General features: G+C 43.2%; 14 protein-coding genes. All 14 read left to right on the plus strand.

From position 1 onward, the window contains the following. Positions 1-21 precede the first annotated feature (21 nt). On the plus strand, positions 22-279 hold the full coding sequence (locus tag H8S51_RS01290) for an HPr family phosphocarrier protein (RefSeq protein WP_015561166.1): 258 nt from the start codon (positions 22-24) through the stop codon (positions 277-279). Between the two features lie 46 nt (positions 280-325). After that, positions 326-1951, plus strand: coding sequence for a phosphoenolpyruvate--protein phosphotransferase (ptsP, locus tag H8S51_RS01295; protein WP_241070836.1), 1626 nt, complete (start codon positions 326-328; stop codon positions 1949-1951). Between the two features lie 1187 nt (positions 1952-3138). Next, positions 3139-4413, plus strand: a complete 1275-nt coding sequence (locus tag H8S51_RS01300) for an amidohydrolase (RefSeq protein WP_118210813.1) — start codon at positions 3139-3141, stop codon at positions 4411-4413. 311 nt (positions 4414-4724) lie between these two features. After that, positions 4725-5969 carry a cytosine deaminase gene (codA, locus tag H8S51_RS01305; RefSeq protein ID WP_186900096.1) on the plus strand — a complete coding sequence of 415 codons (1245 nt, stop codon included), beginning with the start codon at positions 4725-4727 and terminating at the stop codon, positions 5967-5969. 20 nt (positions 5970-5989) lie between these two features. Further along, entirely contained in the window at positions 5990-7156 is a 1167-nt protein-coding gene (locus H8S51_RS01310; RefSeq protein WP_186900095.1) for a PucR family transcriptional regulator, read from the plus strand. A 249-nt stretch (positions 7157-7405) separates the two neighbouring features. Then, complete coding sequence (locus tag H8S51_RS01315; RefSeq protein WP_241070837.1) at positions 7406-8761, plus strand: Na+/H+ antiporter NhaC family protein; 1356 nt, start codon at positions 7406-7408, stop codon at positions 8759-8761. Between the two features lie 45 nt (positions 8762-8806). Continuing rightward, positions 8807-9427 (plus strand): cytidylate kinase-like family protein, encoded by a 621-nt coding sequence (locus tag H8S51_RS01320; RefSeq protein WP_117922446.1) that lies wholly within the window; start codon positions 8807-8809, stop codon positions 9425-9427. Positions 9428-9566: 139 nt separating this feature from the next. Then, on the plus strand, positions 9567-10445 hold the full coding sequence (locus H8S51_RS01325) for a VanW family protein (RefSeq protein WP_117922447.1): 879 nt from the start codon (positions 9567-9569) through the stop codon (positions 10443-10445). A gap of 24 nt (positions 10446-10469) precedes the next feature. Beyond that, positions 10470-11183, plus strand: coding sequence for a 5'/3'-nucleotidase SurE (gene surE / locus H8S51_RS01330; RefSeq protein ID WP_117922448.1), 714 nt, complete (start codon positions 10470-10472; stop codon positions 11181-11183). Between the two features lie 1276 nt (positions 11184-12459). After that, positions 12460-13434, plus strand: coding sequence for a substrate-binding domain-containing protein (locus H8S51_RS01335; RefSeq protein WP_173885353.1), 975 nt, complete (start codon positions 12460-12462; stop codon positions 13432-13434). 91 nt (positions 13435-13525) lie between these two features. Further along, positions 13526-14638, plus strand: coding sequence for a phosphate/phosphite/phosphonate ABC transporter substrate-binding protein (locus H8S51_RS01340; protein WP_186900093.1), 1113 nt, complete (start codon positions 13526-13528; stop codon positions 14636-14638). A 187-nt stretch (positions 14639-14825) separates the two neighbouring features. Next, positions 14826-15587: a phosphonate ABC transporter ATP-binding protein gene (gene phnC, locus H8S51_RS01345; protein WP_006855404.1), complete on the plus strand. Its 762-nt coding sequence runs from the start codon at positions 14826-14828 to the stop codon at positions 15585-15587. Then, the gene (gene phnE / locus H8S51_RS01350) at positions 15587-16408 is read left to right on the plus strand and encodes a phosphonate ABC transporter, permease protein PhnE (RefSeq protein ID WP_186900092.1); all 822 of its coding nucleotides are present in this window, start codon (positions 15587-15589) and stop codon (positions 16406-16408) included. The genes phnC and phnE (H8S51_RS01350) overlap by 1 nt, the downstream gene beginning before the upstream one ends. Before the next feature lie 14 nt (positions 16409-16422). Then, a complete protein-coding gene (gene phnE, locus H8S51_RS01355; protein WP_117921623.1) occupies positions 16423-17232 on the plus strand; it encodes a phosphonate ABC transporter, permease protein PhnE in 810 nt (269 codons plus the stop codon). Positions 17233-17245 lie beyond the last annotated feature (13 nt).

Raw genomic sequence — 17245 nt, forward strand, 5'->3', positions numbered from 1 at the left:
GTACAAAGAAAGGAGAAAATCATGAAAGAATTTAAATACGTGATCACAGACAAAGGGGGAATCCATGCAAGACCGGCAGGAGCACTTGTAAAGGAAGCAGCCGCATTTCCATGCAGCATTACCATTGCAAAAGATGGAAAAGCAGCAGATGCAAAACGTATTTTTGGAGTTATGGGACTTGGTGTAAAATGCGGCGAGGAGATCACAGTCTGCACCGATGGAGAGAATGAAGAGGCAGCAAGTGCTGCAATCGAGGCATTTTTGAAAGCAAATCTGTAAAAATTGATAAAAACAGAAATAAAAATCTAAAATGGAGGTAACGGGCATGGAACTGCACGGAAAAAGTGTATTCGGCGGAATTGCCATGGGCAGACTGTCTGTCTATCATAAGACGGATAACGCAGTAAAACGAACAAAGATAACGGATATAGAAGCAGAAAAAAAACGTTTTGAGGATGCAAAAGAAGAAGCCAAAAGGCAGCTTGGTGTTTTCTATGAAAAAGCAGTCAGGGAAGTCGGTGAAGTCAATGCGGCAATTTTTGAGATGCACCAGATGATGCTGGATGATCTCGACTATGTAGAGTCGATCACAAACATGATCGAAACCCAGCAGGTCAATGCAGAATTTGCAGTTGCTTCCACCGGAGATAATTTTGCGCAGATGTTTGCTGCGATGGATGATGATTATATGAGAGAACGTGCGGCGGATGTCAAAGATATCTCCAATCGCGTGATCTCTATTTTACAGGGAAACGGCGATGCAGGCTTAAGCGGTGATGAACCGTTTATCCTTTTAGCGGATGATCTTGCACCGAGTGAGACTGTGCAGCTTGATAAATCAAAAGTACTTGCTTTTGTAACACGTCACGGTTCCACCAATTCCCACACGGCGATCTTAGCGAGAACCATGAATATTCCGGCATTGATCGGAGTTGATTTTCCGGAAGAGGGTGTGGACGGACAGTTCGGTATCGTGGATGGATTTGATGCAAAGTTTTTCGTAGAACCGGATGAGGATACGAAAGCGGAATACCGGAAGTTAAAAGAAGAAAATGAGCAGAAGAAACGTCTGCTTCAGGAATTAAAGGGTAAGGAAAATATCACAAGGGATGGAACGAAGATCAATCTTTATGCCAATATCGGGGGTGTTTCCGATGTGGCAAATGTACTTGCCAATGATGCGGGTGGAATCGGACTGTTCCGGAGTGAGTTCCTTTATTTAGAGTCGGAGGATTACCCGACAGAAGAAGCACAGTTTGCAGCATATAAGACAGTTGCGGAAAATATGGCGGGTAAAAAAGTTATTATCCGTACACTTGATATCGGAGCAGATAAACAGGTCGGTTATTTTGGCCTTGAGAAAGAAGAAAACCCGGCAATGGGTTACCGTGCGATCCGGATCTGCCTCGACCGCACTGAAATTTTTAAGACACAGCTTCGGGCAATCTACCGTGCCAGCTATTATGGAACGATTGCGATCATGTTCCCGATGATCATTTCCGTAAATGAGGTGAAAAAGATCAAAGAAATCATTGCGGAAGTGAAAGCGGGACTTGATGCCGACGGTATTCCGTATAAGGATGTGGAACTCGGTATTATGATCGAGACACCGGCGGCAGTTATGATCAGTGATCTTTTAGCGAAAGAGGTTGATTTCTTTTCGATCGGGACAAACGATCTGACACAATATACACTTGCAATCGACAGGCAGAATCCGAAACTGGATAATATTTATGATTCACACCATGAAGCAGTCCTTCGGATGTTAAAAATGGTTGTGGATAACGGACATAAGGAAGGATGCTGGGTTGGCATCTGCGGTGAGCTTGGCGCGGATGAAACGCTCACAGAGACATTCCTTCGGATGGGATTTGACGAACTTTCCGTATCGCCGTCTATGATACTTCGGATCAGGGATAAGATACGAAATACAGATCTGTCAGAGAAATAAAAATGCATCAGGGAAATGGGCATATGCTGGTTTGTTTATGAAATAAATCGCCCGCTCAAATGGTGAGTCGTAGGTTTGTGAATGGCATCTTGCGCAAAGCCGGAGTTAATTTTGGTTCCGTTGTACGAAAATAAGAAAAGTCTAAGTGTGTCTGAGTTAGATTTTTTCGGAGTGACGTGAACGGCAACAACGAGTCATCCATGACTCGATGCTGCCTTGTTCTGCCATCCGTGGCAGAACATCACTGTGTATCTACAGACACACAATCTCAATCTGACCATTATCAGATTGAGATAGATTTTCTAATTTTCTCCCAAAGTCACAAAATCAGCTTCGGCTTTGCGCAAGATGCCAGCCTCCAGGTTATGAAACACCATTTGGGTGGGCGGTTCATCTCAAAAATGGGGCGTAGGTGTGGATTTTTGAGATTCGCACGAATGGAAATATGCTTAAAATCCTAATGTGCTGTATCACTAATATTCAGCCTGATGACTTCCCAGAATTTTTATATGCTACATTGTATTACATGAATTATTTCGTAAAATGCCAGACAAAATAACACAGAATATTTTTTTCAAATGTGTATGGCAATAAACATAGGCATAACGGGATACATTGAGGTTTTTCCAGTATTATCAAACCAATAATAATCTATTAAACATAGTTATTTGGAAATATTTTTTTATCAGATTCAGACACAAAACACTAAAAATTTACGCACTTCCAAGGGTGTAAAATGAGTTCCCCAGCGAAGGGTGGTTCACAACCTTGTGGCTGGCAAATCGCATCAAGCCGGAACTTGTTTTGTGACTTTGGGAGAAAATTAGGCAATCTTAGTCTGCCTGTCCGTAACACAGTGTTGTGCTGCCACGGACGGCAGCACAAGTCTTAATGCCCCCGGACGGGGCGTTTAAGACGCACACGTCACTCCGAGAAACATTAAATCAGGCTGACTTAGACTTGCCTTATTTTCGGACAATGGAACAAAACAGTCCCGGCTTGATGCAATTTGCCAATCGAAAACCCCCGGAACCACCCTACACAGAGGAACTCAACTCACACCCAAACCAGCATTTGCCGGGCAGATCATATGCAGTAATTATGGTATAATATGATTATGACCTGGGGATTAACTATGTAAGACAGAGAATAATCAGGTATAAAAAACAGGAACAGGAGACACGCACATGAGCAATTACTTATTGATCAAACAGGGAACGATCCACAATGCCATAGAGGAAGAGCCATTTGTGGCAGATATTCTGGTGGAGAATGGAAAAATAAAAAAGATCGCGCCGGTTTTAGAAGGAAAAATCATCAATGATGCGGAAGTGATCGATGCGATGGGAATCGATATTTATCCGGGGTTTGTGGATGCGCACTGCCACATGGGATTAGATGGATATGCGACCGGATTTGCCGGGGAGGATTACAACGAATTAGGGGATCCTGTGACACCGCAGCTTTCGGCGGTAGATGCAGTTAACCCGCAGGATGAGACTTTCCAGATGGCACGCGAAGGCGGTGTGACCTGTGTCTGTACCGGACCGGGCAGTTCGAATGTAATTGGCGGAACATTCTGCGCTATCAAGACTTACGGAAAACGTGTGGATGACATGCTGGTCAAAGAGAAAACCGCTATGAAGATCGCTTTTGGTGAGAATCCTAAAAACTGTTATAAGGAAAAAGGTGTTTATTCGAGGATGTCTGTTGCCGCGAAGCTGCGTGAAGCACTGACAAAGGCAAAAATATATGACAGACAGTTACAGGCGGCAGGCTGCCCGGAAGGCTGGAATGAACTTCAGATGGAACATACATGGGAACAGGCGCAGGAACAAGTGATGGATAATTCACAGAAAACGGACGCGGATATGCAGGTAGATTTTTCAAAGATGCCGGCATATGATGCAAAAATGGAGGCGCTTCTTCCTGTTATCCGCGGTGAGATGCCGTTAAAAGCCCATGCGCACCGCGCAGATGATATCTATACGGCGATCCGTATTGCAAAAGAATTTCATGTGGATCTTAGGATCGATCACACAACGGATGGTGCCCTGATCGCCGATGATCTTGCAAAAGAAGGATATCCGGTTGCAGTGGGGCCGTCTTTTGGACATGCCACCAAATATGAACTGCGCCATAAAGGATTCCATACACCGGCTGCACTTGCAAAAGCAGGCTGCCAGGTTTCGATCATTACAGATTCGCCGGTGATCGAGGAACGTTATCTGGCACTCTGTGCAGGACGTGCGGTGTTTAACGGACTCAGTGAGTTTGATGCATTAAAAGCAATTACGATCAATGCTGCAAAGCATATCGGAATCGAAGACCGCGTCGGAAGCATTGAGGAGGGAAAGGATGCGGATTTTGTCCTGACAAGGGAAAATCCGTTTGCTGTGGATACTCATATTTTATATACGATCATTGATGGAAATGTGGTGTATCAAGGAGAAAGCGAATAAAGGCAGCAGAGCATAAAGGAAAGAGAGGAATTTGTTCTTTAAGAACAAATAAACCGCGTTTTATTCGTACCAGGGAATAAAAAGAAACAGAAGATTTCTCATTTCATTGACGACATTTCAGACGGATGATAATATTTGTACATGAAGAACAAACAAGTTAGCAAAGGCGCTAAGGCAGATACCTTAGCGCCTTTTTTCAAACCAGAACAACAAGTTACAGATGATGTCATGGTGTTAGCAGGTCAGGACAAAAGAACTGTGAGTAAATGCCTGTATGAAATGCAAATAAAATGGAAGCGAGGAATACAAATATGAAAAAATTTACAAATGTGAGATTAAAAGGGGAAAAAGAGCCGGTATCGATCCTTGTAGAGGACGGTAAAATTACAAAAATCGCAAAAGAAATACCACAGGAATGTGAGACGATCGATGTGGGTGGAAATCTTGTGATTCCGCCATATGTTGATCCGCATCTTCATTTGGATTATGTGTTTACCGCAGATATGGGAGAGCAGAATGGTTCGGGAACATTGTTTGAAGGCATCCAGCGCTGGAGTGAATCAAAGGGAAATATGACGGTAGAGCAGATGAAAGCACGCATTTACAGTGGAATCCGCAAAGAGATGCTTCATGGTGTGCAGGCAATCCGTACACATATTGATGTCACAGATCCGACTTTTACCGGATTAAAGGCAGCTCTTGAAGTAAGGGAAGAAGTAAAAGACATTTTAGATCTTCAGATAGTTGCATTTCCACAGGAAGGCATGTATGCTTATAAAGGCGGCGATGAGCTGGTGGAGGAAGGTTTAAAGATGGGAGCCGACTGTGTCGGTGCGATCCCACATTTTGAACTGGCAAGAGAGTTTGGTGAAAAATCCATTCATAAAGTCATTGAGCTTGCAACAAAATATGATAAGCTGATTGATGTTCACTGTGATGAGACAGATGATACACAGAGCCGTTTTCTGGAGCTTTTAAATGCACTTGCACTGATGGAAGGAATCGGAACAAGGACAACAGCAAGCCATACCTGCTCTTTTGGTTCTGCTGATAACAGTTATGCATTCCGCATGATGAAGCTGTTCAAAAAATCCGGGATCAATTTTATTTCCTGCCCGACAGAAAATATTTATCTGGAAGGCAGACAGGATACATATCCGAAGCGCCGTGGTATCACGCGTGTGAAAGAACTGAATGATAATGGAATCAACGTCTGCTTTGCGCAGGATTCCATGTCTGATCCGTGGTATCCGCTTGGAAACGGTAATATGATGATGATATTAGATCATGGTATCCATATTGCGCAGATGATGTCACCGGAGGAGATTACGAATGATCTTGATCTTGTGACGAGAAATGGCGCTATTACAATGAATATTATGGATCATTACGGAATCGAAGAAGGCAAACCGGCAAACTTTATCGTGCTGGATGCAAAGTCAGAATTTGAGGCGATCTGTGAAAGAGCAGGAATCACTGCTTCTGTAAGAAATGGAGAATTTCTGTTTCAAAAGACACCTGCACAGGTCACAGGAGCGATTGATTTACTGAAATAGTAAAAGGATGTGACAGGGGAATGTTTCAATGCAAGGATCTGCTTTCGCTTACGACAATGTCGCAGGCGAAAGTGGTTGCCGGAACCGGCGGGATGGAGCGGGGAATTCGCTGGTCCTATAAGGCAGAGAATATTAATTTTGAAAAATGGGTTCATGGTCAGGAACTTTTGATCATCAGTGGACCGGTAACCCAGCGAAAAAACTTTGATCTGTATCGGACGATTGAAAAAGCAATCGAACTTAAGATGTCCTGTGCACTGCTTCTTGTAGGAGAGAATTATGTGACGCAGATCGATGAAAAGGTAATAGATTTAGCGGAAAAGAATGATTTTCCGCTTTTTACCATGCCATGGGATGTGCCGCTTTTGGATTTCTTTGAGGAGCTTGGTCATGCGATTGCTTATTTAGATGACAGGAAAGATATTCAGGACAGTCTGCTTGCAGAGATTATTTTTGGAAACAGCATTAATGTACATAATATCGAACACAAGTGCCAGCAGATGGGACAGGACATATCCGTGATGGAACAGGTATTTGTGCTTCATCCGGAGGATCTTTCCAATGATGAGGTACGTTCTTATGCAGAAGTGTTAAAAGGACTCTTTGCAAAGAAAGAATACCCGGCGATCATTTCCTGTTATGGCGACCGCATGATAGGGTTTATGAAGGACTGCAGTGGATGCAGGCAGATCATCACAGAGATATTTGATGAATTTACTGCTTTTTTGCAAAGTGAACATGAGGGAATCTGTTATACGTTAAACATTGGAGAAAAGTGCAGCAGTCTTTCAAAACTTCAGAAGAGTTTTCATGAGACGTCGAGGACAAATGCTATTTTAGAGCATATCCACAGAGTAAATGAAGTAGTGTTTTATGACCAGATGGGATTTTACCGTCTTCTGATGTCCTATGAAAATACAGAGCCGATGAAGCGGTTTGTAGATGAGGTCTTAGGGGAAATTTTAGCATACGATAAAAAGAACCATACGCAGCTCATCGGGACAATGTGGGCGTATTTTGGCAGTGACTGTAATTTGCAGAGAACAGCAGACAGGCTTTTCTCACATAAAAATACAGTAAAATACAGACTTCAGCGGATCGAGCAGATCACCGGAAGAGATTTTGATAACCGGTTTGAAAGCCAGGAGCTTTATAATGCGCTGATGATCTATTATTATATTGAATAAACTGGATCTGCTGTCAGAACTCGAAATTATAGTGCAAACAGCAGTGATTTGTCTTTTGGAAACAAAACTGTACAAAAATATTTGTCTGTCACAGACGAAAATAAAGCTCATTCTTGATTCAAAAGGGAAAACCCTTTAAGATGGGTATAACGATAAAGGACTTTATTACATACAAAAAATGGCAAAGGGGCCGGAAGGAATACTTCCGGTCCTTTTTTATCTGTAAGCCAGAGGAAAGGATGATTGGTTATGAGCTATGGATTGATTGCTACGTTAATTGTACTTGTCATTGTGGTTGGTGCGATCACGACAAAAAAATGTGAGGCATTCCTGATTGCCGGTTCTATGGTTGGTGCACTTGTCTTATGGAAACAAAACTTCCTCACAGAGTGGGTATCCACACTGGAAGGGGTAATGAGTGATGAAGCATATGTTATTCTGATATGTGGATTGTTTGGCAGTCTTGTAGCACTGCTTACAGCATCAAAAGGAAGTTTTGGTTTTACAAAGATTGTCACAAAAATCTGTAGTACGGAAAGAAAGACGTTATTTACCACATTTCTTTTAGGAATTTTGATCTTTGTGGATGATTATTTAAATGTTTTATCGATCGGAACTGCAATGAAAGGTTCTTATGATAAGAAGAAAGTGCCGAGAGAAGCACTTGCATACCTTTTAGACAGCACAGGTGCTCCGGTCTGTGTACTGATTCCGTTTTCTTCCTGGGCAGCTTATTTTGGAGCGATTTTCCTTCAGCAGGACTGTGTTAAGAGTCTTGCAGGCGGCAGTCTGATGAAAACTTACCTGATGGCGGTTCCGTATTGTGTATACCCGATCGTTGCACTTATTATCGTATTCCTTTTCTGTATGGGCTGGTTCCCGAAACTGGGTGGAATGAAAAAAGCATATGACCGTGTTGCAGCAACCGGGAAAACATACAGTGATATCAGCAGAAAATACAACATTGGTTCTGAGTATGGCGAAGAAGAAGGAAGAAGCGTATGGTTCTTTGTAATTCCACTTGCAGTGTTAGTCGACATTGCAGTTGCAACCGGTGATCTTGTGGTAGCAGCGATCATTGCAATTCTTGTCTGTATGGTATTATATATAGGAGCAAAGATCATGACATTTTCCGAATTCTGGGATACCTTTGTCAAAGGATTTGCAGATATGCTTCCGATCATTATTCTTTTAATTTCAGCACTGACTTTCCAGAAGATCGCAAGTGAAATGGAAATGACAGAGTTTTTTGTAGATTTGTGCAAACCGATCATGTCGGGCGCAGTATTCCCGATGATCGCATTTATCATTGTAGGACTGCTTGCATTTATGATCGCAAATGCATGGGGCGTATGTACACTGGTTGCACCTGTTTTACTTCCACTTGGTGCAAGTGTTGGAGCAAATATCGTGCTTGTAATGGCAGCAATCCTCTCCGGATGTGCATTTGGAAACCACGCATGTTTTTACTGTGACACCACGGTTCTTGCTTCGAACGGTGCAGGAATTGACAACCTTGAGCATGCAGGTTCACAGCTTCCATATGTTTTGATCGGTGCAGCAGTATCTGTGATCGGATTTTTGATTTTAGGATTGGTAATGTGAAAATAAGCTCGATAGCTTTTTACACGCAGGAATGGAGGTATTATCATGGAAAAGAAAAAATATATTGTTACGATAGCCAGACAGTTTGGAAGCCTTGGACGTCCGATCGCAATGCGGATGAGTGAGAAACTGGGGATCGAATTTTACGACCGCGATATCGTGGAGGAGGCTGCAAAAAAGCTGAATCTTCCGGTATCAAAAATTGATGAGATCGAGGAGAGCGCAAAGAAAAAAGTAAAAACTAACAGTTTCCGGCGTATGATGTATCCGCTTGGAACGCAGACGGATGACCTTCAGAATAAATTATTTGATGCACAGCAGAATATCATCAAATTCCTTGCAGAACGGGAATCCTGTATCATTGTCGGGCGCTGTTCGGATTTTATCCTTGCAGATGAACCGAATCTGCTCCGGATCTATATATATGCACCTTATGAGGCGCGGGTTGCGAACTGTGTCAATGATCTGAATATGGATGAAGAGGATGCCCGCAAAATGATCCGTGCGGTGGACGAGGCAAGAGATCATTATCATATGCATTATGCAGGATTTCTTCCGAACGATCAGCGCTTTAAAGAGATCATGATCGACAGCAGCATGCTTGGGACAGAGGGCACAGCCGATTATCTGGTGGATGCTGTAAAAAGGAAATTTGAGTTAGATTAAAAAACGATCTATTGTATAAAATAGTCATGTCTGATATGATGAATCCATATCTATAGTACCAGGTGAAAATAAGTCATGGGGAGACAGTGTAAAAATCCATATATGGAAGATCTTTTATACGAAGAAATGGAGGATTATCATGACACGAAGAAAATATTGGGTGAAAAAAATATTGCCGTTTCTCACATGTGCTGGTCTTTTGTTGACAAGTCCGGTGTTTGCCGAGGCTGCAACACAGGCAGAGCGCAGTGCCTATCAGGCGGTGTTTGATGCTGATTACTACCGCAGTGCCTATCCGGATGTGGCGGCAGCATTTGGAAATAATAAAACGGCACTCTTTAATCATTTTGTAAATTATGGATTAAAGGAAGGGAGAAGCTGTTCTGCAGATTTTAATCCACAGGCATATCGTGCAAAGTATACAGATCTGCAGCAGGCATTTGATAATGATATGGCAGCATACTGTCGCCATTATGTGTCCTATGGAAAAGCAGAGGGCAGAGATGGAGGCGGAAATGTACCTGCCGGTACAGTTACATCAAATACGGCTGCATCCGGAACTGTTGTAACACAGGGAAACGTGATCGGTACCTGTACGACGGAATATGATGCAACTGTTCCGAGAGCTGTCAACGTAGAACTGGCAGCAGCTCGCATCAATGGTGTTGTGGTACAGCCGGGACAGTCATTTTCATTCAGTTCCACGATTTTACCGCGTACTGCGGCAAATGGATATGTTGTAGCACCGATCTATATCAGTGGTACGGTTGGTACCGGAATCGGCGGAGGTGTGTGCCAGGTATCATCGACACTTTATGCTGCAATGCGGTATGCAGGACTTCCGGCAACACAGCGGTATCCACATTCCCTGCCGGTTACATATCTTCCGGAGGGATATGATGCTGCGATAGCAGGAACGAGCAAAGACCTTAAGTTTACCAATACGTTTTCACAGCCGCTTCTGATCCAGGCATCTGCTGCAAACGGCGTGGTGACAGTGACATTGACATTACAATAGGAAAGAGAATACATAAGAAAACATATGCGTATTTTAGTAGTAAATGATGATGGAATTAAAGCACCTGGTATCCATCGTCTTGCAAAGATGGCTGCGGGACTTGGTGAAGTGTGGGTGGTTGCGCCGGATGCGCAGTGCAGCGCAATGTCACAGCGGATCACTGTGCGTGGAGATTTAGAAGTAAAACCATATGATTTTCCGGTTGTGGGAGTAACGGCATATAGTGTGGGCGGAACACCGGCAGACTGTGTGAAAGTGGCATTGGGCTGTCTGATGGAAGAAAAACCGGATGTTGTATTTTCCGGCATCAATGCAGGTTATAATGTCGGACGTGATATTTTATATTCAGGTACGATCGGGGCAGCAATGGAGGCTCTCTGCGGCGGAGTCCCTGCGATTGCATTTTCGGTTGCAGAGGAAGATGAGTGCGAGGTTTTAGATGCGTATTTAGAATCGGTCGCAAAAGAGCTGATTGCTAAAAAGCTGCCGGAAAATGAGATCTGGAATGTAAATTTTCCGGGATGCACATTAGCAGAATACAAAGGAATCCTGTGGAATCGTATCCCGGATCAGAACCAGTATTACAGGGATAACTATAAGCGGATGGACAGACCGGATGGAAGCATTATCTTTTCTGCCGCAGGACTCCCGGAAACAGAAGCAGCGGATGGAACAGATGCCGGAGCGGTTCTTTCGAATTACATATCAGTTGGAACGATTAAGAACATGATGATTTAAAAAGATGCTGTTTGTTGCAGGCATTAAAATACGAGTATCCCGCCAAATGATGGTTTGTTTATGAAATAAATCGCCCGTCCAAATGGTGTTTCATAGGCTTGTGAATGGCATCTTGCGCAAAGCCGAAGTAATTTTTGTTCCGTTGTACGAAAATAAGAAAAGTCTAAGTGTGTCTGAGTTAGATTTTCGCGAAGTGACGTGAACGGCAACAACGAGTCATCCATGACTCGATGCTGCCTTGTTCTGCCATCCATGGCAGAACATCACTGTGTAACTACAGACACACTAAGATTTTCTAATTTTCTCCCAAAGTCACAAAATCAGCTTCGGCTTTGCGCAAGATGCCAGCTGTCAGGTTGTGAACACCATTTGAGTGGGCGGTTCATCTCAAAAATGGGGCGTAGGTATGGATTTTTGAGATTCGCACGAATGGAAATATGCTTAAAATCCTAATGTGCTGTATCACTAATATTCAGCCTGATGACTTCCCAGAATTTTTATATGCTACATTATATTATAAGAATCGTTTCGTAAATTGTCCGATCAATAACACAAAATATTTTTTCAAATGTGTATGGCAATAAACATGAGCATAGTTGGATACATTGAAGTTTTTGCCAACGTTATCAAACAAATAATAAACCATTGAATATAGTTATTTGGAAATATCTTTTTAATCAGATTCAGACACAAAACACTAAAAATTTACGCACCCCCAAGGTTGTAAAATGAGTTCCCCAGCTAAGGGTGGTTCACAACCTTGCGGCTGGCAAATCGCATCAAGCCGAGACTTGTTTTGTGACTTTGGAAGAAAATTAGAAACTCTTAGGATGCCTGTCCGTAACACAGTGTTGTGCTGCCATGGACGGCAGCACAAGTCCTAATGTGCCCGGACGGCACATTTAGGACGCACACGTCACTCCGCCCCAACCTGAATCAGGCATGCTTAGAGTTTCTTATTTTCGGACAACGGAAACAAAACAGTCCCGGCTTGATGCAATTTGCCACTCACAAAACTGCGACGCCACCCTTAGCCGGGGAACTCATAGCCCAACAAACCATCATGTGTAGGACAGCTCGAAAAATTGCAGCCAGGATTTTAACACAGCATCAGCAAAAGGGAGAATATTTATCAGCAGAATTAATGATTTTTATTAACGTACCTGATAAATATTCTCTCTTTTGTATAAACTGGGTAAAATTTTAGTAAAACTTTACTAAAGCTATTGAAATCTGTAAAATCGTGAAATATAATGCAGAAGAAAGGCGTGATTATATGGCAACAATCAAAGAGATTGCTAAGCTGGCACATGTGTCAGCTGCGACGGTGTCGAGAGTGTTGAATCAGGATGAGACATTATCTGTGACACCTGAGGTAAAAAACCAAATAATTAAGATCGCTCATGAGTTGAAATATGTCCCGCCTAAGATGCGTCATGCCAAACGAGACAGACAGATCGTCATCGGAGTTGCGGACTGGCATATCGTAAGAAGAGACAGGCCGGATGTGAGTATTACTTCGGCGGATAATTTATCCGGAAGTTTTGCACAGAAAGCAGATATTGTATTTTTACGTCTGGTTTACGGAGAGGTAAAGCAGGTGGACGGTATCATTGCATTTGGTTTATTCTCGGAAGTGGAAGTTGATTTTTTACGATCACTAAGCACGGAGATCCTGTTTGTTAATTCAGATAAAAAGGATTATGAGTTTGATCAGATCCTCATGGATTACGAGCAGGGATTAAGCGATATGGTGCATTATCTGATGGACGAGAAGGAGTATCGCAGCATTGGTTATATTGGCGGTATATATGAAGATGATATGGTGCGTATCGGAGCACGTCGTCTGAATGGATTAAAGCAGATCCTTCAGAAAAAAGGCTGTTATCAGGAAGGCTATTTTAAGGTCGGAGAGATCAGTCATGAGAGTGGATATTTGCTCACGAAGGAAATGCTTCTGACAGATGAAGTGCCGGAAGTTCTTATTCTGGGAAATGATGAGGTCGCAGAGGGAGCATTAGAAGCGGTCAAAGAATTAAAATACCGGATTCCAAAAGATATTGCGGTGGTGATTTACCGTGATATTGAGACACTTTCGACGAAATATCCGACGTATACAAGTCTTCGCATGCTGCCTGATATTGTATGGACGACTGCCATAAAGCTTCTTTTAGAGCGGATTTTAGATGGCAGAAAAGATACGATGAAGGTGTATCTGCCAACAAAGCTCGAACTCGGAGACAGTGCCTGATCATTGGCCGGACAATTCCTGAAAGAGCAACAACAAAAGTGTGCACGCCTGCATGGAAATGGATGCAGGAGAGAGAGGAGAACATTTCATTATGAAGAAAAAAATTGCTATGTTACTTGCAGCAGCATTATGCATGGGTACATTTGCAGGATGTGGAAACAGCGCATCAAATGATAGCAGCGCAGCAGACAATAATACGACAGATAATACAGTAGCTGCAACAGAGGGTTCTGACGTGGCAGCTTCTGCTGACAACGTAAAGATTGATACGTTAAACGTATACTTTGTTCCATCCAGAGATCCGGACGAGATCGTAACTGCAACAGAACCGCTTGCAAATTTAATGCAGACAGAGTTAGCAGGTTTAGGATATGATATCGGAGAGGTTAAGATCACTGTTGGTACAACTTTTGAGGCAGTAGGTGAGGCTCTTGCAGCAGGAACCGCTGATGTAGGATTTATCCCGGGCGGTACCTATGTACTTTATGATGATGGAGCAGATGTGATCTTAACAGCAACCAGAGATGGTTTAAATAAAGACTCTGACAATCCTGCAGACTGGAATGATGGACAGCCTACAGAAGGCATTGACAAACAGGCAGTTTCTTACCGTGCATTATTTATCGCAGGTCCTTCTGATAAAGGACAGGAACTTGCTGATAAAGTAAACTCCGGCGAAGAACTTACATGGGATGATTTAAACAGTGCAAACTGGAGTGTTATGTCATCTTCCTCACCGGCAGGTTATATTTACCCGGCTTTATGGTTACAGGACAGATACCAGAAAGGTATTACAGATCTTTCTTCTGCAGTACAGTCTGATTCCTACGCAAGTGCATTTGCAAGACTTGCTTCCGGACAGATCGACGTACTTGTAACTTATGCAGATGCAAGACGTGACTATGAAGAAAGCTGGACAAGTGAATTTGGTCGTACAAAATCTATCTGGGAAGAGACAAATGTTATCGGTGTAACAGATCCGATCTACAATGATACAGTTTGTGTCAGCAAGACATCTCCGATCATGGATGACGGCTTAAAATCAGCAATCCAGACAGCACTCATCAATATCGGTAACACAGAGGAAGGTAAGGCAGTTATCTCTATCTACAGCCACAACGGATATGAGCCGGCACAGTCTTCTGATTATGATAAAGAGAGAGAAGCACAGAAACTGATCCAGGAATTAAGTGCAGCAAACTAATCGTTACTGGAACGTTTGACAGGGAGTGGACAGTAACAACGAAATAATAACAGGCAGTATGACGGGCAGCAGGAGGGCTGCTGCAGAGCCGGGAAACCGGCTTTGCGGCAGCCTTTCAATGAGTATACACCTATAAAAAACACACACCATAAAAACAGCAGGTGAAAGAAAGGTTTGGTTTAAATTTATGATCGAGTTTAAGGACGTATCGAAGGTATATCCGAACGGGGTAGTGGGACTGGACAATGTCAATTTAAAGATCGAACAGGGTGAATTTGTAGCGATCATCGGTCTTTCCGGTGCAGGAAAGTCCACGTTACTGCGGACGATCAACCGTATGCATGACATCACATCAGGAACTCTGACGGTGGATGGATTAGAGGTTAAGAACTTAAAAGGAAAAGAGCTTCGTACTTTCCGCAGAAAGATTGGAATGATCTTCCAGTCATTTAATCTTGTCACACGAACAACAGTAATCCGTAACGTATTGATGGCAAAAGTGCCGGAGATGCCTTTCTGGAGAGTTCTGCTTGGTGTGTTTAAAAAGGAAGACAAAATGCAGGCACTTGAGAGTCTGGATAAAGTCGGTATTCTGGATAAAGCATATATCCGTGCAGACCAGCTTTCCGGTGGGCAGCAGCAGCGTGTTGCTTTAGCGCGTACACTTGCGCAGAATCCGGAGATCATCTTAGCAGATGAGCCGGTTGCAGCACTTGACCCGGTAACGGCAAAACAGGTTATGAGTGATTTCAGAAAAATTAATCAGGATATGAATATTTCTATCCTTATCAATATTCATCATGTGGAATTAGCACTTGAATATGCAGACCGCATCATTGGAATCCGCGCCGGAAAGATCGTCTATGACGGCCCTTCCGAAAATGTGACACAGGACGTGTTGAACACAATTTACGAAGGAAAGATTCCGGAGAAAACGGAGGAAGCATAATGGGATTATACGATAAAATATTTAAACCGAAAAAACTTGTGCTTGCCAACGGCAAGGTTGTGGAAGAAAAATGCTCCCGTGCACCGCTTATCATTCTTTTGGTTCTGATCGCAACATGGATCTCTGTGAAAGTTACAGGTTTTTCCATGACAACACTTGTGACGAGAATACGGTTTTTCTTTGACATTTTAGCGCAGATGTTCCCGCCGAAAGTCGGTTACATCTCAAGTATCTGGGGACCACTTTTTGATACGATCAAAATGTCACTGCTCGGCTCTTTTGTGGGTGGTGTGCTTGCGATTCCTTTTGCGATTTTAGCGTCCAGCAACCTGATCAAAAATAAAGTTGTGATTGGTGTGGTCCGTGTATTTTTAAGTATCGTGCGTACGATCCCGACGCTGGTTGCCGCTCTTATCGCAACATATATCTGGGGACTTGGTACGATGGCAGGTACCTTTGCAATCGCAGTATTTACCTTTGCATATGTCGGAAAACAGTTATACGAGATGATCGAGACGGTCGATATGGGGGCATATGAGGCGATGGAAGCCATGGGTGCAGGAAAGGCGTACTCCTTTATTTCTGCGATCATGCCGCAGGTACTGCCAGCATACATGTCTGTATGTTTATTCTGTTTCGAGGGAAATGTGCGTTACGCAGCGATCCTGGGATATGTTGGAGCAGGCGGACTTGGACTGATCTTAAATGAAAAGATCGGATGGCGCGAATATGACAGTGTAGGAATGATTCTGATCGTTCTCTTTGGCACCGTTCTTATTATTGAAGCGATCAGCCATTATATCAGAAAGAAATTAACGTAGGAGGAACCGGCAAAATGAATGAATCAATCAAAAAAATGTACGAGCAGGAACCAAAGACCTGGTACGCAAAGATCATTGTGGCTTTGATTGTTGCAGCACTTCTTGCATGGTCACTTTCTACGGTTCAGTCTACCGGATCAAACGGAAGCGGACTTTCCGTCGCAGGAAAGATCATCAGCGGAATTTTCCACCCAGATACGAATTTACTGTTTGACCTTTCCACATCCGGTGTTGCTTATCTGTTACTGGAAACCATGTGTATCGCATTCTTAGGAACGATCGTCGGTGCAGTATTATCCATTCCGCTTTCTTTCCTTGCGGCAGCAAATCTGATGCCGAAGCCGGTTGCACTGATCTTCCGTGTATTTATTATGGCGATCCGTACGATTCCGGCATTTGTATACGGACTTATGTTTATCCGTGTGACAGGACCTGGACCATTTGCCGGACTGCTCACCATGTCACTCTGTTCGATCGGTATGATCAGTAAAATGTTTATCGAGAGCATTGAGGATCTGGATACTAAGATCCTGGAATCATTAGATGCAGCAGGATGTACGATGTTCCAGAAGATCCGTTACGGTATCTTATCCCAGTTGTTCCCAGATTTTATGTCTACTTTGATCTATCGTTTTGATATGAATTTAAGAGATGCAACAGTACTTGGTCTGGTTGGTGCCGGTGGTATCGGTGCACCGCTTATCTTTGCGATGAGTGCATACAAATGGAATCAGGTAGGAGCAATTCTTGCCGGACTGATCGTACTGATCTTAATTATTGAAGTTATCTCATCAAAGATCCGTACAAAATTAGCAAGGGGTTAGTAGTGCGAAAAAT

Origin of the sequence: Roseburia rectibacter, assembly GCF_014287515.2 — a bacterium.
Lineage (GTDB): Bacteria > Bacillota > Clostridia > Lachnospirales > Lachnospiraceae > Roseburia > Roseburia rectibacter.